Annotated in this window: 23 protein-coding genes; 10 read left to right on the forward strand and 13 right to left on the reverse strand. The window is 70.1% G+C overall.

Annotated features, from left to right (window positions below; genetic code table 11):
* Positions 1-62: 62 nt before the first annotated feature.
* Entirely contained in the window at positions 63-1,046 is a 984-nt protein-coding gene (gene rfbB / locus ACIBTM_RS18455; RefSeq protein ID WP_395877995.1) for a dTDP-glucose 4,6-dehydratase, read from the forward strand.
* Positions 1,047-1,922 (forward strand): dTDP-4-dehydrorhamnose reductase, encoded by an 876-nt coding sequence (gene rfbD, locus ACIBTM_RS18460; RefSeq protein ID WP_395877997.1) that lies wholly within the window; start codon positions 1,047-1,049, stop codon positions 1,920-1,922.
* 34 nt (positions 1,923-1,956) lie between these two features.
* On the opposite strand, the gene ACIBTM_RS18465 is transcribed toward rfbD, so the two are convergent.
* The 3 genes from ACIBTM_RS18465 to ACIBTM_RS18475 form a co-directional block, all read right to left on the reverse strand.
* Positions 1,957-3,045: a glycosyltransferase family 4 protein gene (locus ACIBTM_RS18465; protein ID WP_395877999.1), complete on the reverse strand. Its 1,089-nt coding sequence runs from the start codon at positions 3,043-3,045 to the stop codon at positions 1,957-1,959.
* Positions 3,038-5,551 (reverse strand): glycosyltransferase, encoded by a 2,514-nt coding sequence (locus ACIBTM_RS18470; protein WP_395878001.1) that lies wholly within the window; start codon positions 5,549-5,551, stop codon positions 3,038-3,040. Before ACIBTM_RS18470 ends, ACIBTM_RS18465 begins: the two co-directional genes overlap by 8 nt.
* A gap of 198 nt (positions 5,552-5,749) precedes the next feature.
* On the reverse strand, positions 5,750-6,676 hold the full coding sequence (locus ACIBTM_RS18475) for a glycosyltransferase family 2 protein (protein ID WP_395878003.1): 927 nt from the start codon (positions 6,674-6,676) through the stop codon (positions 5,750-5,752).
* 19 nt (positions 6,677-6,695) lie between these two features.
* Here ACIBTM_RS18475 and ACIBTM_RS18480 point away from each other — a divergent pair, with 19 nt between their 5' ends.
* Positions 6,696-7,751, forward strand: coding sequence for a glycosyltransferase family 4 protein (locus tag ACIBTM_RS18480; protein ID WP_395878123.1), 1,056 nt, complete (start codon positions 6,696-6,698; stop codon positions 7,749-7,751).
* Positions 7,752-7,821: 70 nt separating this feature from the next.
* The gene (locus ACIBTM_RS18485; protein WP_395878125.1) at positions 7,822-8,958 is read left to right on the forward strand and encodes a glycosyltransferase family 4 protein; all 1,137 of its coding nucleotides are present in this window, start codon (positions 7,822-7,824) and stop codon (positions 8,956-8,958) included.
* Between the two features lie 125 nt (positions 8,959-9,083).
* Here ACIBTM_RS18485 and ACIBTM_RS18490 read toward each other — a convergent pair whose 3' ends face one another.
* Positions 9,084-9,422: a hypothetical protein gene (locus ACIBTM_RS18490; RefSeq protein ID WP_395878005.1), complete on the reverse strand. Its 339-nt coding sequence runs from the start codon at positions 9,420-9,422 to the stop codon at positions 9,084-9,086.
* Between the two features lie 213 nt (positions 9,423-9,635).
* Between ACIBTM_RS18490 and ACIBTM_RS18495 the strand changes: the two genes are divergently transcribed.
* Positions 9,636-10,499, forward strand: a complete 864-nt coding sequence (locus ACIBTM_RS18495) for a glycosyltransferase family 2 protein (protein ID WP_395878007.1) — start codon at positions 9,636-9,638, stop codon at positions 10,497-10,499.
* Between the two features lie 58 nt (positions 10,500-10,557).
* A complete protein-coding gene (locus ACIBTM_RS18500; RefSeq protein WP_395878009.1) occupies positions 10,558-11,598 on the forward strand; it encodes a serine hydrolase domain-containing protein in 1,041 nt (346 codons plus the stop codon).
* Positions 11,599-11,682: 84 nt separating this feature from the next.
* On the opposite strand, the gene ACIBTM_RS18505 is transcribed toward ACIBTM_RS18500, so the two are convergent.
* Together ACIBTM_RS18505 and ACIBTM_RS18510 are read right to left on the reverse strand one after the other, a co-directional pair.
* Positions 11,683-12,183, reverse strand: coding sequence for a hypothetical protein (locus tag ACIBTM_RS18505; protein ID WP_395878011.1), 501 nt, complete (start codon positions 12,181-12,183; stop codon positions 11,683-11,685).
* Positions 12,184-12,308: 125 nt separating this feature from the next.
* On the reverse strand, positions 12,309-12,761 hold the full coding sequence (locus tag ACIBTM_RS18510) for an adenylyltransferase/cytidyltransferase family protein (RefSeq protein WP_395878013.1): 453 nt from the start codon (positions 12,759-12,761) through the stop codon (positions 12,309-12,311).
* Between the two features lie 73 nt (positions 12,762-12,834).
* On the opposite strand from ACIBTM_RS18510, the gene ACIBTM_RS18515 reads away from it, so the two are divergent.
* The gene (locus tag ACIBTM_RS18515) at positions 12,835-13,731 is read left to right on the forward strand and encodes a DNA-3-methyladenine glycosylase family protein (protein ID WP_395878015.1); all 897 of its coding nucleotides are present in this window, start codon (positions 12,835-12,837) and stop codon (positions 13,729-13,731) included.
* Between the two features lies 1 nt (position 13,732).
* Here the strand turns inward: ACIBTM_RS18515 and ACIBTM_RS18520 are convergent, their stop codons facing one another.
* The 7 genes from ACIBTM_RS18520 to ACIBTM_RS18550 are packed head-to-tail and all read right to left on the reverse strand — an operon-like array spanning position 13,733 to position 18,630.
* On the reverse strand, positions 13,733-13,948 hold the full coding sequence (locus ACIBTM_RS18520) for a hypothetical protein (protein WP_395878017.1): 216 nt from the start codon (positions 13,946-13,948) through the stop codon (positions 13,733-13,735).
* 9 nt (positions 13,949-13,957) lie between these two features.
* On the reverse strand, positions 13,958-14,308 hold the full coding sequence (locus tag ACIBTM_RS18525; RefSeq protein WP_395878019.1) for a GntR family transcriptional regulator: 351 nt from the start codon (positions 14,306-14,308) through the stop codon (positions 13,958-13,960).
* Positions 14,309-14,329: 21 nt separating this feature from the next.
* On the reverse strand, positions 14,330-14,998 hold the full coding sequence (locus ACIBTM_RS18530) for a hypothetical protein (protein ID WP_395878021.1): 669 nt from the start codon (positions 14,996-14,998) through the stop codon (positions 14,330-14,332).
* Between the two features lie 30 nt (positions 14,999-15,028).
* Positions 15,029-15,574, reverse strand: coding sequence for an NUDIX hydrolase (locus ACIBTM_RS18535; protein WP_395878023.1), 546 nt, complete (start codon positions 15,572-15,574; stop codon positions 15,029-15,031).
* Positions 15,571-16,908, reverse strand: a complete 1,338-nt coding sequence (locus tag ACIBTM_RS18540) for a coenzyme F420-0:L-glutamate ligase (protein ID WP_395878025.1) — start codon at positions 16,906-16,908, stop codon at positions 15,571-15,573. The genes ACIBTM_RS18535 and ACIBTM_RS18540 overlap by 4 nt, the downstream gene beginning before the upstream one ends.
* Positions 16,901-17,899 (reverse strand): 2-phospho-L-lactate transferase, encoded by a 999-nt coding sequence (gene cofD / locus ACIBTM_RS18545; protein ID WP_395878027.1) that lies wholly within the window; start codon positions 17,897-17,899, stop codon positions 16,901-16,903. The genes ACIBTM_RS18540 and cofD overlap by 8 nt, the downstream gene beginning before the upstream one ends.
* Positions 17,896-18,630, reverse strand: a complete 735-nt coding sequence (locus ACIBTM_RS18550) for a GNAT family N-acetyltransferase (protein WP_395878127.1) — start codon at positions 18,628-18,630, stop codon at positions 17,896-17,898. The genes cofD and ACIBTM_RS18550 overlap by 4 nt, the downstream gene beginning before the upstream one ends.
* A gap of 53 nt (positions 18,631-18,683) precedes the next feature.
* Here ACIBTM_RS18550 and ACIBTM_RS18555 point away from each other — a divergent pair, with 53 nt between their 5' ends.
* The 3 genes from ACIBTM_RS18555 to dapC all read left to right on the forward strand — a co-directional run bounded on the left by ACIBTM_RS18555 (position 18,684) and on the right by dapC (position 20,403).
* Positions 18,684-18,884, forward strand: coding sequence for a hypothetical protein (locus ACIBTM_RS18555; RefSeq protein WP_126736392.1), 201 nt, complete (start codon positions 18,684-18,686; stop codon positions 18,882-18,884).
* A 110-nt stretch (positions 18,885-18,994) separates the two neighbouring features.
* Positions 18,995-19,315 carry a ferredoxin gene (fdxA, locus tag ACIBTM_RS18560; RefSeq protein ID WP_016331413.1) on the forward strand — a complete coding sequence of 107 codons (321 nt, stop codon included), beginning with the start codon at positions 18,995-18,997 and terminating at the stop codon, positions 19,313-19,315.
* Positions 19,312-20,403 carry a succinyldiaminopimelate transaminase gene (gene dapC / locus ACIBTM_RS18565; RefSeq protein ID WP_395878030.1) on the forward strand — a complete coding sequence of 364 codons (1,092 nt, stop codon included), beginning with the start codon at positions 19,312-19,314 and terminating at the stop codon, positions 20,401-20,403. The genes fdxA and dapC overlap by 4 nt, the downstream gene beginning before the upstream one ends.
* Positions 20,404-20,405: the final 2 nt, after the last annotated feature.

Raw genomic sequence — 20,405 nt, forward strand, 5'->3', positions numbered from 1 at the left:
AAGGTTGCCCCGGTCGTGACACACTCGGCCGGTCGGTGAAGTCGTAGAGGGAGGATCGCGGGATGCGAGTGCTGGTCACCGGGGGTGCCGGATTCATCGGTTCGCATTACGTCCGGCAGGTGCTGACAGGCGCGTACCCGAGCTTGGCCGACGCCGAGCTGATCGTGCTCGACAAGCTGACCTACGCGGGCAACGAAGCGAACCTGGAGCCGGTGCGCGGGAATCCGCGTTACCGGTTCGAAAAGGGCGACATCTGTGACGGCGCCCTGGTCAACGAGCTCATGCGGGGCGTCGACCTGGTCGTGCACTTCGCCGCCGAGTCCCATGTGGACCGTTCGATCGCCGGTGCGGCCGACTTCGTGCTGACCAACGTGCTCGGCACGCAGACCCTGTTGCAGGCCGCGCTCGAGGCCGGGGTCGGGAAGTTCGTCCACGTGTCCACCGACGAGGTCTACGGCTCGATCGACAAGGGTTCCTGGGCCGAAGACCACGCGCTGGAGCCGAATTCGCCGTACTCGGCGTCGAAGGCGTCCTCGGATCTGTTGGCCCGTTCGTTCTTTCGCACGCATGGGCTGCCCGTCTGTGTCACGAGGTGCTCGAACAACTACGGTCCGTACCAATTCCCGGAGAAGGTCATCCCGCTCTTCGTGACCAACCTGCTCGACGGCAAGAAGGTCCCGCTCTACGGCGACGGGCTCAACGTGCGTGACTGGCTGCACGTGGACGATCACTGTCGCGGCATCCAGCTCGTCGCCGACGGCGGCAGGCCGGGCGAGGTCTACAACATCGGCGGTGGCACGGAACTGACCAACCGCGAGCTGACCGAGCGGCTGCTGACCGCCGTCGGCGCGGACTGGGAGAGTGTCGAGCCGGTCGAGGACCGCAAGGGGCACGATCGCCGGTACTCGGTCGACATCACCAAGATCTCGGCGGAGCTCGGCTACGCGCCGCGTCAGTCCTTTGAGGACGGTCTGGCCGAAACGGTCGCCTGGTACAGCGGAAACCGGTCGTGGTGGGAGCCGCTGAAGAACCGTGCGGGAGCGTGAGTGGTGCTGAGCATTCTTGTACCGGGCGGATCCGGTCAGCTGGGGCAGGACCTGGCGGCGCTGGCCCCGCGGGCCGCGGCCCCGTCGTCTTCGGAGCTGAACGTGCGCGACACCGGCCAGGTCGTCGCCGCGGTGACCGAACTGGCGGACCGGGCGCGGGCGGCGGGGACGTCGCCGGTGGTGATCAACGCGGCGGCCTACACCGCGGTGGACGCGGCGGAAACCGACGAGGAGCGGGCGTTCGCGGTGAACGCCGACGGCCCCCGGGTGCTCGCCGCGGCGTGCTCGTCGCGCGGGGTGCCGCTCATCCACGTGTCCACGGACTACGTGTTCGCCGGCGACGCGACGTCGCCGTACGAGACCGGCGATCTGCTGGGCCCGCTCAACGCCTACGGCCGGACGAAGGCGGCCGGCGAGGACGCGCTGCTCGGGTCCGGCGCCCGGTCCTGGATCGTGCGGACGTCCTGGGTGTACGGCAAGACCGGGTCGAACTTCGTGAAGACCATGGTGCGCCTGGAAAAGGAGCGCGAGGAACTGTCCGTAGTGGACGACCAGACCGGTTCGCCGACCTGGTCGCGCGACCTCGCCGCCGGGCTGATGGAGCTGGCGGGCCGGGTCGCCGCGGGTGAAGGCCCTTCGCAGCGGGTGCTGCACTGCACGGGTGGCGGATCGACGACGTGGTGCGGGTTCGCGAAGGCGATCTTCACGGAACTCGGCGCGGATCCTGCTCGGGTGAAGCCTTGTACGACGGCGGAATTCCCCCGCCCGGCGGCGCGTCCGGCGTACGGGGTGCTGTCGAACGCTTCCTGGCGCGAGGCGGGTCTCACGCCGCTTCGGGACTGGTCCGACGCCCTGAAGGCCTACTTCGCTTCCTGACTCCTCCCGCATTCAGAGGACGAAATGCGGGAGGTCAGTGCTTCGTGCTCGCCTGGCGGTACGCGGCGACGGTGAGTTCGGCGCACGCACGCCAGGTGAAGTTCGCGACGTGGGCGCGGCGAGCGGCCGAGGTGGCGACGGCGTGCGGGTCGCTGACGGCGATCCGCAGCGCCTCCACGAGCCCGTCGACGTCCTCGTAGGGCACCAGGCTCGCGCAGTTCCCCGCGACCTCGCGCAGCGCCGGGATGTCCGTGCACACCACGGGAACGTCCGATGCCAGCGCTTCCAGCACCGGGAGCCCGAAGCCCTCGTCGCGCGACGGCAGCACCAGCGCGCTGGCCCCGGCGACGACCCGCCGGAGGTTGACGTCCGACAGGTAGCCGACGTGTCGCGAACGGGAGCCCACCGAGAACGAACCGGGGCCGACGAACACCAGATCCGGCAGATCCGGCGCGGCCTCGTGGGCCTGCTGGAGCCAATGCAGGCCTTTGCGCGGGCCGGGGGCACCGGCGAAGAGCAGGTACTTGTCCGGGAGGCCGAGTTCCTTGCGGCGCTCCGGATCCGGCGGGCGCGCGGTGAACCACGCCGGGTTCACGCCGAGCGGGGTGACGATGATCTTGCCGCGGTCCACGTCGAGGCGTTCGGCGACCTGATCGGCGACGGCGTTGGTGGGGGTGCAGATCGCGTCGGCGAGCCGGGCGCCGCGCCGGACCAGCCGCGGCAGCTCGTGATCGCTCGGCGCGAGCTCCTCGGGAGCGTCCAAAAAGGCCAGATCGTGGATGGTCACCACACCCGCCGCGCGGAACCGGCCGGGCAGCACGAAGTTGGTGCCGTGCACGACGTCCGTCGGCCCGGCGAACAGTTCCACCGGGGGCAGTTGCGAACGCAGCCACGCCTTCCTCAGCAACCGTGCCGCCACCGGCATGCCACGGGCCCGGACGCCGTGCGGGAGCACGTGCCGCAGCCGTCGCCAGCCACGCAAGGTGAACGCGACCGCGCGAGTGTCCACTTCGGACATCGAGGCGAGCTCTTCGGACAGGGCGACGGTGTACCGGCCGATACCCGTCCTGGCACCGAGAAGCGGGGTCCCGTCGAGCAGGACGCGCAAGGGGCGGTCAACCACGGCCGAGCCTCTGCTTGGCGACCTTGACCACCCGGCCGCCGACACGGCGCACGAGCTCCTTCGGCCCGCCGTCGGCGAGATACTCGCGGACCAGATCGACGTCGCGGCGCAGCATTTCCTTGCCCCGCACCGGCGCGGTGACCACGAGGTCTTCCGAACCGGGCAGCCGGTCGGCGGCGGGCCGCGGGTTCCGGCAGAACTCCACCAGCGGTTTCAGTGCTTCAGGCCAGGTGTAGCGCTGGGCGACGGCGGCCATCCGCTCGACGCAGCCGGCGGCGAACTCCTCGTCGTACAACGCTTTATCCAGCGCGTCGGCCAGTGCGTCCACGTCCTCGGCCGGGACGACGACGCCGAGCCGTTCCTCGCGGACCAGGTCGGCGAACGAGTCGCCGTCGGTGGTGACGATCGGCAGCCCGGCCCACAGGTAGTCCAGCACCCGAGTGCGGAACGCGAACGTCGTCTCGACGTGCTCGTAATGTGTGGTGACGCCGCAGTTCGCGTCGAGCAGCCAGTTCTGGCGCTCCTCGTACGGCACCCACTGCTGATTGAAGAACACGTGCTTGCCGGTGAGCCCGAGCGTGTCCGAGAGCAGCATCGTGCGTGCGCCGATGTCCATCTCGGTGACCTCGGGGTTGGGATGTTTCATCCCGAGGAACACCAGTCGGACGTCGCCGCGGCGCTGCCGCAGCCGCTCGATCGCCCGTACCAGGGTCAACGGGTCGAACCAGCTGTACACCCCGCCCGCCCACAGTACGACGTGGTCGGTCTCGCCGATACCGTCCAAAGTGGACCGGAGGCCGGGGCCGGTGCGGACCGGGGCTTGCGGCGACAGGCCGAACGGGACGATCGAGAGCAGCGACTGGGTGGTCGGGTCGGCGTCGTACAGCCGCGGCGAGAGCCTGCCCATCGCGGCGAGGTGCCCCAGCCAGAAGTGGCGCTGACGCTCCGACGCGCACAGGAAGAAATCCCCGCGTTCCAGTTGCGCGTCGAGGACCTTGGTGACCCCGATGAGGTCCAGGGCCCGTTTGTCGTCGGGGACGCCCTTGCCCTGTTCGAGCAGCTCCAGATGCATCGGGTCGTACAGGTCCGCGACCACGATCTTGTGCGCGTACTGCTTCTTGAGCGAGGGCGCGAGTTCCAGCACGTGACCCTGCAGGACGATGATGTCGGCCCACGCGATCGGCGTTTCCAGATCGCGCCTCGTGGCCGCGCTGACCCGGAACGCCGCGGGCGGCGGGTCGGCGAGGGGGTTGATCGTCACCAGGTGGACGTCGTGCTCGGCGGCCAGGGTCGCGGCCATGTTCCACGCGCGGATCGCCGGGCCCGCCATCCGCTCGGTGATCGCGTCACCGGTGATCACCAGTACCTTGCGGCGCTGCCCGAAGAGCGCGTCGATGCCGAACGTCTCGACCAGCACGTCGTGCGCGGCGAGATAGCGCGGCAGCGGATACGCGGGCTCCAAAGCCTTGCGCAGCAAGGGAAGCAGATCGGCGTCGGTGCGGACGCGGGCGGCCTGCTCGGCGGCGCGCGACTCGGCGAGCGACGGCAGCAGCTCGACGAACTGGTCGATCGCCAGTACACCGGCCAACGTCGTCCTCGGCACCTCGACCGGACCGGTTTCGGCGGGGCCGACACCCTGGGCGAGATCGAACTGGGTGGCGTCGAGGTCCCCGCGCGCCGTCGCCCGGCGGACGGCCAGCGCCAGCGCGGCGGGCAGGGCACGCGCGAGAGTCTCGTCGGAGAGGTTCTTGTACAGCGCCGCCAAGGCGTTGCGCTCCAGCAGGAACGTCTCGCGTCCGGAATCCGGGGCGTCCACTGTGGACATCGTGGCGTGGTGCTTGTGATAGGTCAGCGACTCCGGCACGTAGCGCACGCGCCAGCCGCGCAGGTTCAGCCGCCAGCCGAGGTCGACGTCCTCGTAGAACATGAAGAACCGCTCGTCGAAGCCGCCGAGCTCGGCGAACACCCCGGCGCGGACGAACATGGCCGAACCGGTCGCGAACAGGACGTCCTTGGCGACCTCGTGTTCGGCGGCGGGGACGTCGGCGAGAGGGCTTCCGGCGTGCCGTTTGTAGCCCATGCCGAACCAGGTGAGGCCCGCGTCGACGAAGTCGGTGCCGGTGCCGTCCCAGTCGAGGACCTTGCTGGCCACCGCGGCGACGGCCGGCTGGGCGCGCAGCTCGGCGACGGCCGCGCCGACCCAGCCGGGAGCCGGGCGGGCATCGTTGTTGAGGAAGGCGAGGACGGTGCCGGTGGCGTGCTTCGCGCCGAGGTTGCAGCCGCCCGCGAAGCCGGAGTTCACCGGCGATTCGACGAGCTTGACACCCGGTGCGGCGGCCTTGATCTCGGCCACGTCGGTGCCGCCGGAGGCGTTGTCGACGCAGATGACCTCGAGGTTCGGGTAATCGTGTTCAGCGAGTGCGCGCAGGCAGGTGACGGTGTCGGCGGCCCCCCGGTAGTTCACGACGATCACCGAGACGACCGGTTGCGTTTCCCCCTGCGCCAAAGCCGTACTCCCTGCACTCGATTGGACGGTGTTCATGAAGAGCCCGCGACCGCTTCGCGCCGCCAGGGCGCTTGTCCGGCTGCCCCTCGCCGCTGGTGCTGGGGCGCCCTGCCGTCGTGAAGCGGGGCCTTCGGCCGAGGGCGGGCTCCTGCGAGGCCCTTCTCGGACTCGACCTTCATCTCCGTCTTCTGTCTGAGCTTAGAGCCCGGCCCACGCGTCCCAGACCGCGCCTCGGCCCAGTGTCGCCCGTCGCCCGATGGCCCGCCGCTCGACCAGCGTGCGCGGCAGGCGGGCGGCGACGGCGCCCAGGACACGACACCGGAGGATCGGACGGAAGTTCGGTGCCGCCGGTTTCCTGTTTCGGCGGAGTCCTCGGAGGGGCAGCACCAGGGTGAGCACGGCGAACTTCACCAGCTGGCGGATCGCCACCGCGCGCGGAGCGCATCGCAAGAGGGTCAGGAGACGGTTGCGTTCATTCCACAGGTGGAATCGGACCGAACCCGGCTGGGTGCTCGCACCATGCTGATGGGTGACTTCGGCTTCGGCGCTGATGACGTCCCAGCCCGCCAGCCGTAGCCGCCACGCGGTGTCGGTGTCCTCGTAGTAGCAGAAGTAGGAGGCGGGGACGCCGCCGACGGAACGGAGCGCCTCGACGTCGAGCACGGCCGCGCCCCCACAGAAGCCGAAGACCTCTTCGGCGGATTCCGGCAGGTCGGCGCCGTGACCGTCGGCCGTCAGGCGGACGCCAGTGGACTGGACGGTCCCGTCGGCGAGCGTCAACCGGGCACTCACGGCGGCGGCGAGCGGCGCCTTCGCAAGCGTGTCTTCGCAGGTCGCGAGCCAGTCCGGGGCCGGAGCGGCGTCGTCGTTGAGCCAGGCCATCAGCGGAGTGTCCACTTTGTCCAGTGCGGCGGCCATGGCGCCCGCGTAGCCGGTGTTGTGCCGCAGGCGGAGCACCTCGGGTTTCGACGGATGGGCGGCGAGCAGGGCGGCCGTTCCGTCGTCGGAGGCGTTGTCGACGACCAGGGTCCGATGTGCGCGGGACTGCGCGGCGAGGGCGTCGAGGCAGGCGGTGATATGCGCGGCGCCGCGCCAGGTGACCACGACGACGGTGGTGCTGGTCATGGTGGAGAGAATAGAGACCATGCCCGAACTGGTCGTGCTCGCCGAGCAGCTGCTGGCGCCGGTCCCCGGCGGGACCGGCCGCTACACCGGTGAGCTGCTGCGCGCGCTCGCCGAGACGGCGCCGCCGGGCTGGACGGTGTCGAGCGTCGTCGCGCGGCACGCCGACGTCGACGCCGCGGTCGTCGAGGGGGTCGAGGGGCCGCGCGTGCTGCCGATCCCGCCACGGGGGCTGATCGCCGCTTGGCAGCTGGGCCTGCCGTGGTGGCCGGGCGGCGACGCGGTCCATGCGCCGACACCGCTCGCGCCCGCCCGGGTGCCGAAGGGGCGGACGCTGTCGGTCGCGGTGCACGACACCGTGCCGTGGACCCATCCCGAGACGCTGACCCCGCGCGGCGTCTCGTGGCACAAGGCCGTGATCGCGCGGGCCGCGTCGCGGGCGACGGCGCTGACCGTGCCCACGCAAGCGATCGCGGACGAGCTCGCCGGGCTGGTGCCGGTTTCGGTGCCGGTGTGCGTGATCCCGCACGGGGTGCGGCCGCCTGCCGGGTTCGCCGAGGTCTCGCTGCCGGAGCGGTATGTACTCGCGATCGGGACGATCGAGCCGCGCAAGGGCATCGATGTGCTGATCGACGCCGCCGGCCGGATCGGGGAGCCGCTGGTGCTGGCCGGGCAGCCGGGCTGGGGCGGCATCGACCCGACGGCGCTGGCGCGCGAGCACGGCGCCGACGTCCGGGTGCTGGGGAAGGTGAGCGACGCGGAGCTGGCGTTCGTGTTGCGGGGCGCGTCGGTGCTGGCGATGCCGAGCCGCGCGGAGGGGTTCGGGCTACCGCTGATCGAGGCGATGGCGGCCGGGGTGCCGGTGGTGCATTCGGGCGCTCCTGCCCTGGTCGAGGTGGCCGGGGGAGCGGGCGTCACCGTCCCCATCGGCGACGCGCAAGCGCTTGCGGATGCCCTTCGCGACGTACTCGACCATCCGGAGCACGCGGCAGCGCTGCGTGACAGTGGTCTCAGCCGTTCGAGTGAGTTCACCTGGCAACGTGCCGCTTCCGCCGTTTGGGGCCTCCACCTGCGCTAGCAGTTTGTCGGTTCCCCACCGCGGACCCAGTGCACCGCCGTACCCTCCTAGGGTGACCGATGACCCTCGCGTGTTGATCGACGCGACCGCCGTCCCCGCGGACAGGGGTGGCGTCGGTCGCTACGTGGATTCGCTGGTCGCGGCGCTGGACGAAGACGGCGCGCGGATCACCGTCGTCTGCCAGCCGCGGGACGCGGTGCTGTACGACCGGCTCGCGCCCGGCGCGCGGATCGTGCCCACCTCACCGTCGACATCGACCAGGACGGCCAGGCTGACCTGGGAGCAGGCGACGCTGCCCCGGCTGGTCCGCCGGCTCGCCGCCGACGTCGTCCATTCGCCGCACTACACGATGCCGCTGGCCAGCCCGGCCGCTTCGGTGGTGACGCTTCACGACGCGACCTTCTTCACCGACGCGGTCCTGCACTCTTCGGTGAAGGCGCGCTTCTTCCGCGCCTGGACCGCGACGGCGCTTCGCCGCGCGACGCTGTGCGTCGTACCGAGCATCGCGACGGCGGCCGAGCTGGAGCGCGTGGGCCAGGTGCGCACGGCGGATTTGGAGATCATCCACCACGGCGTCGAACCGGATCGCTTCCATCCGCCCTCGCCCGCGGAGATCGAAGCCGCGCGCAAGGCCGTCGGGCTCGGGAAGACGCCGTACGTCGCCTTCCTCGGCGCGCTGGAACCGCGCAAGAACGTGCCCGCCCTGATCCGCGGCTTCGCGCACGCCGTGATCGGCAGGCCGAACCCGCCCGCCCTGGTGCTGGCCGGGCAGCCGGGCTGGGATTCGCAGGTCGAACGCGCGCTGGACGCCGTTCCGCACCGGCTGCGGGTGATCCGGGCCGGATACCTGCCGTTCGACACGCTCGCCGGTTTCCTCGGCGGCTCCGAACTGGTCGCCTATCCGAGCCTCGGTGAGGGATTCGGGCTGCCGGTGCTGGAGGCGATGGCGTGCGGCGCGAGCGTGCTCACGACGCGACGGCTTTCGCTGCCGGAGGTCGGCGGGGACGCGGTCGCCTACTGCGGTGTCGGCGCCGGAGACGTCGCCGCGGCCATCTCGGAGCTGCTCGATGCCCCCGCGCGGCGGGCCGAGCTGGCCGAAGCCGCGCTTCGGCGGGCGAAGGAGTTCTCGTGGGCGACGACCGCGGAGCGGCACCGTGAGGCTTATGCGAAGGCTTGGTATCGGCATGCGCAGCGGCGGGCGGGCTGACGCCCTTCTCGGCCGGGGGAGTCGTTAGCGGCATGTGGGGTATGCTTGAGGTGCGAGGCCCCGGTGGGGCCGAGTATGAAAGCCCGTGACGCGTCCGGACGGTCGTCTCGCGGGCTTTTCGCTGTTCAGGGCTCGATGATCGCATCGATGAGCAGGCCCGCTTTTCGGCGCCAGTGACCGCCCGCGCCGAAACACCATCCCACCGCGTCGGAAATCCACAGCAGTGGTTCGGCGGTCGAGTTCAGATGCTCGTAGGTGAGCTCGGTCTTGGAGGGCCGGTAGCCGAGGGCTCGTTGCAACGTCCTGCGATCGTGGACATCCCGGTGGTCGCGCGAGTCGAGAACAAACCGGTGCGCGTTCTTGACGAGCAAGTCGGCGACAGCGCGCTCAAGGCACTTTTGCCTGGTCTCTTCCTCTGTTTTCCGGGTACACGAGCCCAGGTAGAGGATTGTCGTGACTTCCAAGGCGGCGATGCGGGGGAACCAGTGTCATGCACAGGAGGTACCGCTGATCTCGCACCGATTCGTCGATGAAGGCGTGCACGGGCATCGTTCCATTCTGCCCGGCGGTGATCGCGGAGAGCATCTGGGTGTGCACGCTCCGTTGCGGCCGCGCAACCAGCGTGGCCGAGGTGGGTGGGCGCCAGGCGCGTTCGGTGACGGGTGGACAATGGCCGCGTGACTGAGCACCCCAGCTACGGCGACGGGATCGCCGTCGTGACCGTGACGTACTTCCCCGGCGAGACCCTCGAGAAGTTCCTCGACACCCTCGAGAAGGCGACGGACCGGGACGTCCAGGTCGTCGTCGCCGACAACGACTCCACGGACGGCGCGCCGGAGAAGGCCGCCCGCCGGGACAACGTCAAGCTGCTCAGCATCGGCGAGAACGTCGGTTACGGCACCGCCGCCAACCGGGGCGTCGCGGAACTCGACGACAGTTACGGCTGGGTCGTCGTGGTGAACCCGGACCTCGAATGGGAGCCCGGTTCGCTCGACGCGTTGCTCGAGGTGGCCGAGCGCTGGCCGCGCGGTGGCGCGTTCGGCCCGCTCATCCACGATCTCGACGGCACGGTGTACCCGTCGGCCCGGCTGCTGCCGTCGTTCGGCCGCGGGATCGGGCACGCGGCGTTCGGCAAGATCTGGCCGGGCAATCCGTGGACGCGGCAGTACCGGCAGGAAACTGGCACTCCGGTCGAGCGCACGGCGGGCTGGCTTTCCGGGTCCTGCCAGCTGTTCCGTCGCGAGGCCTTCGACTCGGTCGACGGGTTCGACACGCGCTACTTCATGTACTTCGAGGACGTCGACCTCGGCGACCGCCTGTCCCGCGCCGGCTGGCTGAACGTGTACGCGCCTTCGTCCAGCGTCATGCACATCGGCGGGCACTCGACGTCGCAGGCTTCGGCGAAGATGCTGCGCGCGCACCACGACAGCGCGTACCGCTACCTCGCGGATCGTCACCGCGGTCTCCGGTGGAAGCCGGTCATGCTCGCGGTGAAGGCCGGTCTCGCGCTGCGCCTCAAGCTCGAAACGCGCCAGAAGTAGCCGTTCCGGCCACCGGAATTCACGCGACCGGGCTCCCCGTCGTCGTTACCGTCGGTGTATGGACTTCGCCGCATTGGACACCTGGCTGACGGAACGCGCCGGGGAGGATCGCTTCTCCGGGGTCGTGCTGATCCGGCGCGGCGACGAGACGCTGTTCGAACGCGGCTACGGCCTGGCCAGCCGCCGCTGGTCGGTGCCGAACGCGCCGGACGTCCGGTACGACACCGCGTCGATCACCAAGGTCGTCACCGCGATCGCCGCACTGCGGCTGGCCGACGAGGGCCGGTTGGACCTCGACCGCCCGATCGGCGAGATCATCGACCTCGGTGGCACGGTGATCCCGGCCGGGGTGACGACGCGACAGCTGCTCACGCACACGTCCGGGATCGCCGACGACGCCGACGAGGAAGCTGGCGAGAGTTACGAGGCGCTGTGGGTCGACAAACCGGTGTACTCGGTCGTCGAGACGCGTGACCATCTGCCCAATTTCGCTTACCGGGCACCGAATTTCGCGCCGGGTGCGGGCTGCCGGTACTGCAATTCGGGGTATGTCCTCGCGGGGCTGGTGATCGAGGAGATCACCGGAAGGCCGTATCGCGACCACGTCCGGGAGAGCGTGCTCGACCGTGCGGGGATGACCGATTCGGGTTTCTTCGACCGTCGTGACCCACAGCCGCGGGTCGCCGAAGGCTGGGATCCGATCCTCGACGGCGAGCGGATCACCGGCTGGAAGCAGAACATCTTCAGCTACCCGCCGATCGGTTCACCCGACGGAGGGGCGTACTGCACCGTCGGCGACCTCGTGCGGCTTCTGCGGGCGACGCGCGAAGAACGGCTCCTGAGCCCTGAGCGCACGAAGGAGTTCCTCACTCCGCAGGTGCTCCACAGCAGTGGCGTTTGGTACGGCTTCGGCCTGGAATTCGTCCTGGCGCCGGACGGTTCGGTGCGGCACTACTACAAGGACGGCGGCAACGTCGGCGTCTGCTCGCTCATGCGGCACTACCCGGCCGAAGGGCTGGACGTCGCGATGCTGTCCAACGCCACGTACGGCGGGGGTGCGGCGATCAAGGAGATCGATCGGGTGATCCAAATCGGCTGAGGCGGGTGCCCCGGATGCTATGAACGGTCCGTTCCTTGCAAAATTTGCAAGGAACGGACCGTTCATAGCGCGCGTGAGGTGGGGCTAGATGCCGTCCAGCCGACGCGAGAGGTTCGACCGCCCCGAAGGGTTCTGCTTCACCGTCGGCACCAAGCCGCCGACCTCGTTCTCGACGGTCTCCGGCTCCGGCTGCTCGATCAGCGGGCTCTGCACCGGCGCGGCCGGCGGACGCCGGGTGAGCGGGGTCGTCGCCTGCGGCAGCGGTCTGGTCTGCTGCGGGGCGCCGGGACGCCGGGGATACGGCTGCGGCTGAGTCGAGCCTTCGCCCCGCACCGCCGGCAGGTCCAGCCGGGTCGTCGGTTCGGGTCCCGCGAGCGGGTGGTCGTTCTCCGCGATCAGCGAAGCCGGTAGCTGAGTGGTCGTGTCCGGGTCCGACGACCGGTCGATCTCGGCGACCACCGATCGGGGGATCTGTTGAGTGTTCGCGGAGTCCATCGGAGACGTCGCGTTGTCCGGTGTCACGACGAAGGCTCCACGCGCGCTTGCGCGTGCGAGCAAGGCGTCCGCCCGAGCACGGGGGTCCATTCCCCTAGGCCTCCCGACTGACCTGGGGCCCTCTGGGTTCAGGGCCGACTGTGTGTTGTCTAGGGTAGGCCCTAGGAGCGGCCGCCGTCAGCAGACCCGCAAACGTCTTCCGACAAATGTCGGTGTCAGGCTTCCATATCCGAAAGGATCCGGGTGCTGGAGTCGGCTTTGTCCGTGCCGCCGATGCCGTAGATCATCGAGATGTCGTTACGCGCCCCGGCCTCGACCTCGTCGGCCGGGAGCTCGTCGACGTTGCGCCGATCCCCGCCGTTGCAGAACTCGAGCTCCGTGTCCGGGTACGCCGCGCGGATCAGGTCGAACGACTCGTTGATGCCCGGCCCCTGCTCGACGGCGACGTACACGTCGTCGACGATGCGCAGCGCGCGGACGATCCGGGCCCGGACGTCCTCGACCTGGATCACCCTGCCCTTCTTGAGGACCTGCTGGTGATCGTTGTTGACGATGACGATCAGGTACCCGGACCGTGCCTGAGCGGCTTCGAACAGGTCGAGATGGCCCTGGTGGAGCGGGTTGAAGTACCCGCTGACGATCGAGGCCTTCGCCGGTCGCGCGGTCATCGTCCAGTCCTCCATAGGCTTACGGTTTCGGGTGGCCCGCTCACCCTAGCCGAGTGCCGGGTAGTTTCCGTGTGTGCGATTCCGTCCCGCCTTCGAGCTGGACCTGGACACCGTTCTGGGCCCGCTGAGCCGTGGCTCGCGTTCGCCCAACGTCGCCCGGACCGAGAGCGGGGTCACCTGGCTGGCCGCCAACACCGCGGACGGCGCGGGCACGCTCGCGCTCCTGCGGCGAGCGGACGGCGAGATCGAGGCGGAGGCCTGGGGCCCCGGCGCGGACAGGCTGCTCGAAGGTGTCCCGGCGATGCTCGGCGCGGACGACGACGACTCCGAGTTCGTCGCGCACCACGACGTCATCGCGTCGGCCCGGCGCCGGAACCCGGGACTGCGCCTCGGCTCGACCGGCCGGGTGTGGGACGCGCTGGTGCTCGCCGTGCTGGAACAGAAGGTGACCAGCGCGGAGGCGCTGCGGTCGTGGGGTGAACTGTGCCGCTGGTTCGGCGAACCGGCGCCAGGGCCGGGGCCGTCACGGCTGCGCGTGCCGCCGACGCCCGTCGCCATCCGATCCATTGTGGACTGGAAATGGCATCGCGCCGGGGTGGATCTGAAACGGCGGACGACGCTGATCGCGGCGGCTCGCGTCGCGCCGCGGCTGGAGAAGGCCGTCGAACTGAAGGGTGTCGAAGGCCGGGCCTGGCTGCGGAAGGTGCCCGGCATCGGCGTGTGGACCGCCGCTGAGATCGCGCAGCGCGCCTGGGGCGACCCGGACGCGGTGAGCTTCGGCGACTACAACATCCCGTCGATGGTCGGGCACGCGCTCGTCGGCACGAAACTCGACGACGCCGGGATGTCCGAAGTGCTGGCGCCGTATTCACCGCAGCGGCAGCGCGCGGTGCGCTACCTGTCGACGGCCGGATTCCGGCGGCCGAGGTTCGGCCCGAAGATCGAACTCCGCGACTACCGGGCGATGTGACTCAGTTGCCCCAGCCCTGCGGCGGGAAGGTGTGCTGCTGGCTCGGGTACTGCGGCGGCTGCTGAGGGTACTGCTGGTGCGGGACGTGGGGTGGGTACTGCTGCGGGTGCACCGGGGGTTTCGGCTTGTTCAGCGCCTTCACCAGGAAGAAGATCCCGACGCCGACGCCGGCGAGGACCAGGACGATGACCAGCAGCAGCAACACGGAGACTCCCATTCCGTGAGGCTAGCCCAGAGCGGCGTCGATGATCGCCTTGGCCTCGTCGCGGCCGAGCCCCAGTTTCCTGGTCAGCGCGGCGTAGTCGGCGGCGGCCTGCCGCGCCCGCTCCCGGGTCTCGTCACCGACGGCGCTCACGAACGTCCCCGCCCGGCCACGGGTTTCGATGAGACCGGCTTCTTCGAGTTCGCGGTAGGCCTTGGCGACCGTGTTCGGGGCGATGCCCAGGTCCTCGGCGAGTTTCCGCACGGTCGGGAGTTTCGCCCCGACGGGCAGCGTGCCGTCGTTGATCCGCTCCGCGTAGGCGGTGCGGACCTGTTCGAAAGGCGGGACCGATGAGTTCGGGTCGACCCTGACCATGCGGTTTTCTCCCTGTCGGGGTTACTGGCTGGGCGGGACCACTTGGGTCCGGTCGCCGCCGCCACCGGGCACGACCTGCGTGGCGTCACCGGTGCCGCCGGACACCACCTGCGTCCGGTCGGCGCTCGCGGGCGAGACGACCTGCGTGCGGTCGGCGCTCACGGGGGAGACCACCTGCGTGCGGTCCGCGGCCGCCTGCTGCTGCGGGGACACGACCTGCGTGCGGTCCGCACCGGCGTCGATCGGCGGCCCGGCCTGCGGAGGAGGCGGCGGGAAGCCGGGCTGCGGCATACCGGCCGCGCCGAACGGGCTGGGCGCCGGGGCACCGGGCGGCGGCGCGAAACCCGCCGGAGCCGGGGCCGGAGGCGGTGGGAAGCCCGGTGCCTGACCGAAGCCGGGCTGAGGAGGCGGCGGGAAACCGGGCTGCTGCCAGTTGCCCTGCGGGGCGGGCCCGCCGGCGGGCGGCGGAGGCGGCGGGAAGCCCGGAGCCGGACCGCCACCACCGAAGTTCGGGTTCTGCGGGAAGGTCATCGGCGGCTTCTTCGCCTGGTTGACCTTCACGATGATCACCACGATCACGATGATGACGACGATGATCGCCAAGATCAGCAGAAACCAGCCGAAGCCGTCACCGTCACCGCTGCTGTGGACCCGGACCCGGTCCAGGTATGGCGTCAGCGTCGTCAGCATCATTCCCCCTTAAGAACGTCAGCCGACACCCTAACCGCCGGACGCCGCGGGCACGGAGGCTTCCATCAGTTCGGCGAGATCTTCCGACCCTTTCGGCAGGGAATCCACCGGCCACCAACGAAGATCGTCCGATTCGTCGCTTTGGACCGGTTGTGCCCCGCGTGGTGCGCGCACCACGAACCGCACGTCGAAATGCCGGGTCGGCACGCCGAGCGAGCACGTGATCGGGTGAACGTCGAGATGCACCGGAGCCGGATCGATCACGAGGTCCTCGATGCCGGATTCTTCGCGTGCCTCACGAAGAGCGGCGTCCGCGAGCGTCGCGTCGCCGGGTTCGCAATGCCCGCCGAGCTGCAACCAGCGGCCGACCCGCGGATGCAGGGTGAGGAGCACGTTCTCCGCTTCGGCGTCGAGAAGGACGGCCGACGCGGTGATATGCCCGGCCGCGCATTCGCGGCGGCAGACGTCGTCGCGGGCGGCGAGGAAGCCGAGATAGGCCTGGCGCAAGGATTCCTGGGCGGCGTCCGCCGGTCGCCAACCGGACAATGTGGACACAACGTCGTCGTGCAGGGTCACAGTTCGAGAAGTCCTTCACCGGGTTCGACGGGACCGCGCGCGGGCGGGAGCGCGGCGGGATGTCCGATCGCGACCGCGCCGAGCGGCTCCCAGCGCGCGTCCAGGCCGAGAACGTCACGCACGATGTCCGCGGCGAAGATCGTCGACCCGATCCAGCACGAGCCGAGGTCTTCGGCGGCGAGCGCGACCAGCAGGCCCTGCACGGCCGCTCCGCCGGCGACGGTGAACATCGTGTGCTCGCAGGCGTTCCGGCGGTCGTCGCGATAGGTGTGCGCGCCCTCGGCGACGAGGAACGGCACCACGACCTCGGGCGCGTCGTACAGGATGTCGCCGCGGCTGAGCCGCTTCGCGACCTGCTCCGGCGTGAAGTCGTCGCCTTCGAGATCCGCCTGCCACGACGCCTTCATCGCGTCGAGAAGCTTGCGGCGCAACCCTTCCTCGCGCAGCCACACGAACCGGACCGGCTTCGTGTGATGCGGCGCGGGCGCCGTCAGCGCCGTCCCGACCGCGCGGCGCAGCACCTCGGGATCGACCGGCTCGTCGGTGAAGGAGCGGATCGAACGCCGCGCGAGCACGGCTTCCCGGCGGCCCTGGGCGATGGATTCGTTGGTGCCGAGGCGGAACAGGTCCTCCTCGACCGGCCGCACCAGTTTGCGGGCGGTCGAACCGTCGTCGGTGAGCTGGAGCCCGCGCACGACGGCGACCGGCGTCCCGCCGAGCTTGCCCTTCACCAGATCCGCCGCGGCGGCCAGTTCGTCGGCGATCGCCACCTCGGTGACGGCGAGTTCGTTGCCCTGGCTGTCGACTTCGCCCGCGTACGAATGCAGCACCCGCAGACCGGACGCGCCGATCGCGGCGTCGGTCTGCCCGACCCGCCACGCGCGGCCCATCGTGTCGGTGACCACGACGGCGACCTCGACGCCGAGCCGTTCGCGCAGCCCGTTCCGCAGGGCGAGCGCGGAGGCGTCCGGATCGGACGGCAGCAACGCGACCTCGCCGGAGGCCACGTTCGACGCGTCCACCCCGGACGCCGCCTGCACGATGCCGAGCTTGTTCTCGGTGATCATCGTCCGGTTGAACCGCGCGATCACGCGGACGGACTCCTCCTCGACGAGTTTGCGCCGGGCGGCGTCACGCTCTTCCGGATCGGAGGGGACGCGGATGAGCATGCCCTCGGCCTTGGAGACGATCTTGCTCGTCACGACCAGGACGTCGCCCGAACGCAGCCACGGTGCCGCGTCGACGATGGCGCCGGTCAGATCGTCGCCGGGCCGGAACTCCGGCAGGCCCTCGACCGGCAGGATCTCGATCTTCGTGGAAGCATGGTCAGGCACCAGAAACTCCAGCCAGCTCGAAGGCCGCGCGCACCATGGCCGCGGTGGCGTCCACATCGGACATCAGCAGGGGCACGTCGCGGACCGCGACACCCGGTACGTCGGCGGTCTCGCCCTCGGCGACCAGCCAGCCGTCGAGAACTCCGTCGGTGGATTCCTTGCGGGAACCGTAATGCCGCCCCACGGCTTCGGCGGAGGTCTCCACGCCGATCGCGCTCAGGCACGCGTCGGCCATACCGCGCAACGCCTTCCCGCCGATGATCGGCGAGACGCCGACGACCTTGGCGCGCGTTTTCCGCAGCGCGTCGCGGATCCCCGGGACGCCGAGCGTCGTCCCCACCGAGACCACCGGATTGGACGGCGCGAACAGCACGACGTCGGCGGCCGCGATCGCGTCGAGCACGCCCGGCGCCGGTTTGGCCTCGTCGGCGCCGACGGCGATGATCGAATGCGCCTTCGGCTCGGAGCGGTAGCGCACCCACCACTCCTGGAAGTGGATCGCCTTGCGCTGGTCCGGATCTTCCGGATCGTCGATCACGACATGCGTTTCGACGCGGTCGTCCGACATCGGCAGCAGGCGCACGCCCGGCTGCCAGCGATCGCAGAGCGCCTCGGTGACCTGGGACAGCGGATAGCCCGCGCGCAGCATCCGCGAACGGATGAGATGCGTCGCGATGTCCTTGTCGCCCAAGCCGAACCAGGTCGGCTCGGCGCCATAGGCGGCGAGCTCCTCCTTGACCGTCCAGGTCTCCCCGGCGTGGCCCCACCCGCGTTCCTTGTCGATCCCGCCGCCGAGGGTGTACATGCAGGTGTCCAGGTCCGGGCAGATGCGCAGACCGTGCATCCACACGTCGTCCCCGGTGTTCACCAGCGCGGTCACCTCGTGCGGCGATTCCGGCGCGGAACCGATCGCGGGCAGACCCAGTGCTTGTTTGACCCCCAGCAGGAAGCGGGCCCCGCCCACTCCGCCGACCAAAATGACGACCTTCACGACGGGCGATCCTCGCACGCGCCGGGACCCGGAGCCCAGTAGCGGTACCTGTGGTGCTCCGTACAGCCCAGGCTCTCGTACAGCTTCAGCGCGCCGGAGTTGCCCATGGCGACCTGCAGGAGCATCCCGGTCGCGCCCTGACCGGCGCCCCAGGCGCCCACGGCGTTCATCAGCCCGCGGGCCAGCCCTCGCCGCCGGAACTCCGGCCGTACCTCCAAACGGGCGATGTGCAGCCACTCGTCGACGACGGCCCCGCGCACCGCGCCTGCTGTGACGCCGTCCAGCTCCACCACCCCGAAGCCGACCTTGCCGGTGCCGAGGACGTGCCGCGGCGCCTCCGCCGGCTCGGTGCTGCCCGCCGTCATCTCCCACCATCCGGACGTCGGCTCGTCGAGGATCACCGCTCCCGCCGAGGTCCCGCGCGAGAGCGGCCCGGTGAGCAGGCGGACCTCGTGTGCGGGCCGGTGTTCCACATGGTGGACCCAGCCGGAGACGGCGAGGTCGGCTTCGAGAGACGTGTTCTGGATCACCTGGATCACCGGCGGGATGGCATGGTCGTGGGCGAAGTCACTGACCGCTCGCAGGGCGTCTGGCAGCGGTTTTCCCGGGTCGCCGATCGCCAGGGCACTGTTGGCCCGGGCGGTGAACCCGGCCGCCCAGCGGAGCCGCCAGTCGCCGATCCGGCGCTCCAGCAGGGGAGTCCAAGCCCGGCTACAGGTGAGTTCGAGCATTTCCGCAGTGTTCACGGTTAGATTGTGTCAAGGAAGGCAGTGGAGGGACCCCGATGAGCATCGCGCGCAAGGACGACAGGCACAACGAAGACCTGGTCCGCGAGATCTCTGACGGCTTCAACCGGGCGTTGGGCGCGGAAAAGGCCGTCGAGAAGGACGAGAAGGACGCAGTGGCGGCGAAGCCCGCCGCGCCGAAGTTCGTCATCACTGGGGACAGCAGGGCCACTCCGCCGCCGCGCCGGAAGGACCGCTGAAAGCCCATACCCGGGGTACGGATAAGGGTGGCCTAAGCGGGCCGGTCGCGCCCGTGGGCGCGTAATGTCCGTTGCAGACTGGTGAAGCAGAGATAAAGCAGGAGTACGCAGTGACCTACGTGATCGCCGAGCCCTGCGTCGACGTGCTCGACAAGGCGTGTATCGACGAGTGCCCCGTGGACTGCATCTACGAGGGTGACCGCATGCTGTACATCCACCCGGACGAATGCGTCGACTGCGGTGCCTGCGAGCCGGTCTGCCCCGTCGAGGCGATCTACTACGAGGACGACGTCCCCGACGAGTGGAACGACTACACCAAGGCCAACGTCGACTTCTTCGACGAGCTCGGCTCGCCCGGTGGCGCCTCCAAGGTCGGCAAGACCAGTCACGACCCCGCCTTCATCAAGGCTCTTCCCCCGCAGGGCGAATGAGCCGGGTCGCTCTTCCCGATTTCCCCTGGGACTCTCTCGCCGAAGCCAAGGCGAAGGCTCAGGCGCATCCCGGCGGCATCGTCGACCTCTCGATCGGCACGCCGGTGGACCCGGTTCCCGAGAGCATCCGCGCGGCGCTCGCGTCCGTGTCGGAGATCCCGGGGTACCCGACCACACACGGGATCCCCGAGCTCAGGGCCGCCGCGATCGACGCGCTTTCGCGGCGGCACGGTATCGAGGGTGTTCCCGAGGTCGCGGTGCTGCCGACGATCGGTTCGAAGGAACTGGTCGCCTCGCTGCCGCGGCAACTGGGCTTCGGCCCCGGTGATCTCGTTGTTATCCCCGAGGTGGCGTACCCGACCTACGAGGTCGGCGTGCTGCTGGCGGGTGCTTCGCTGCTGCGCGCGGACAGCACTTTCGCGCTCGGTCCGCAGCGGCCGTCGATGCTCTGGCTGAACTCGCCGTCCAACCCGACCGGGCGCGTGCTCGGCGCCGACCACCTGCGCAAGGTCGTCGACTGGGCGCGGGAACGCGACGTCGTCGTGGTCTCCGACGAGTGTTATCTGGCGCTGGGCTGGGAAAGCGAGCCCGTGTCGATCCTGCACCCGGACGTGCACGGCGGCTCCCTCGACGGCCTGCTGGCCGTCCATTCGCTGTCGAAGTCCGCGAACCTCGCGAGCTACCGCGCCGGATTCGTCACCGGCGACCCGAAGCTCGTCGCCGGGCTGCTGGAGATCCGCAAGCACTCCGGGCTGATCGTGCCGAGGCCGGTGCAGGAGGCCATGGTCGCCGCGCTGAAGGACGACGAAGCGCTTGCCGTGCAACGGGAACGCTACGCGCGCCGTCGGCTGGTGCTGCGGAAGGCGTTGCTGGACAGCGGTTTCGAGATCTCGCATTCCGAGGCGGGGCTGTATCTCTGGTCCACGCGCGGCGAATCCGCGCTCGACACGGTCGACTGGCTCGCCGAACGCGGCATCCTCGCCGCGCCGGGCACGTTCTACGGGCCGACCGGCGGGAACCACGTCCGGATCGCCTTGACGGCGACGGACGAGCGGATCGACGCGGCCGTGGAGCGGCTCACCGCTTGATT

This window comes from Amycolatopsis sp. NPDC049868, assembly GCF_044461365.1.
In the GTDB taxonomy this organism is placed as follows: domain Bacteria; phylum Actinomycetota; class Actinomycetes; order Mycobacteriales; family Pseudonocardiaceae; genus Amycolatopsis.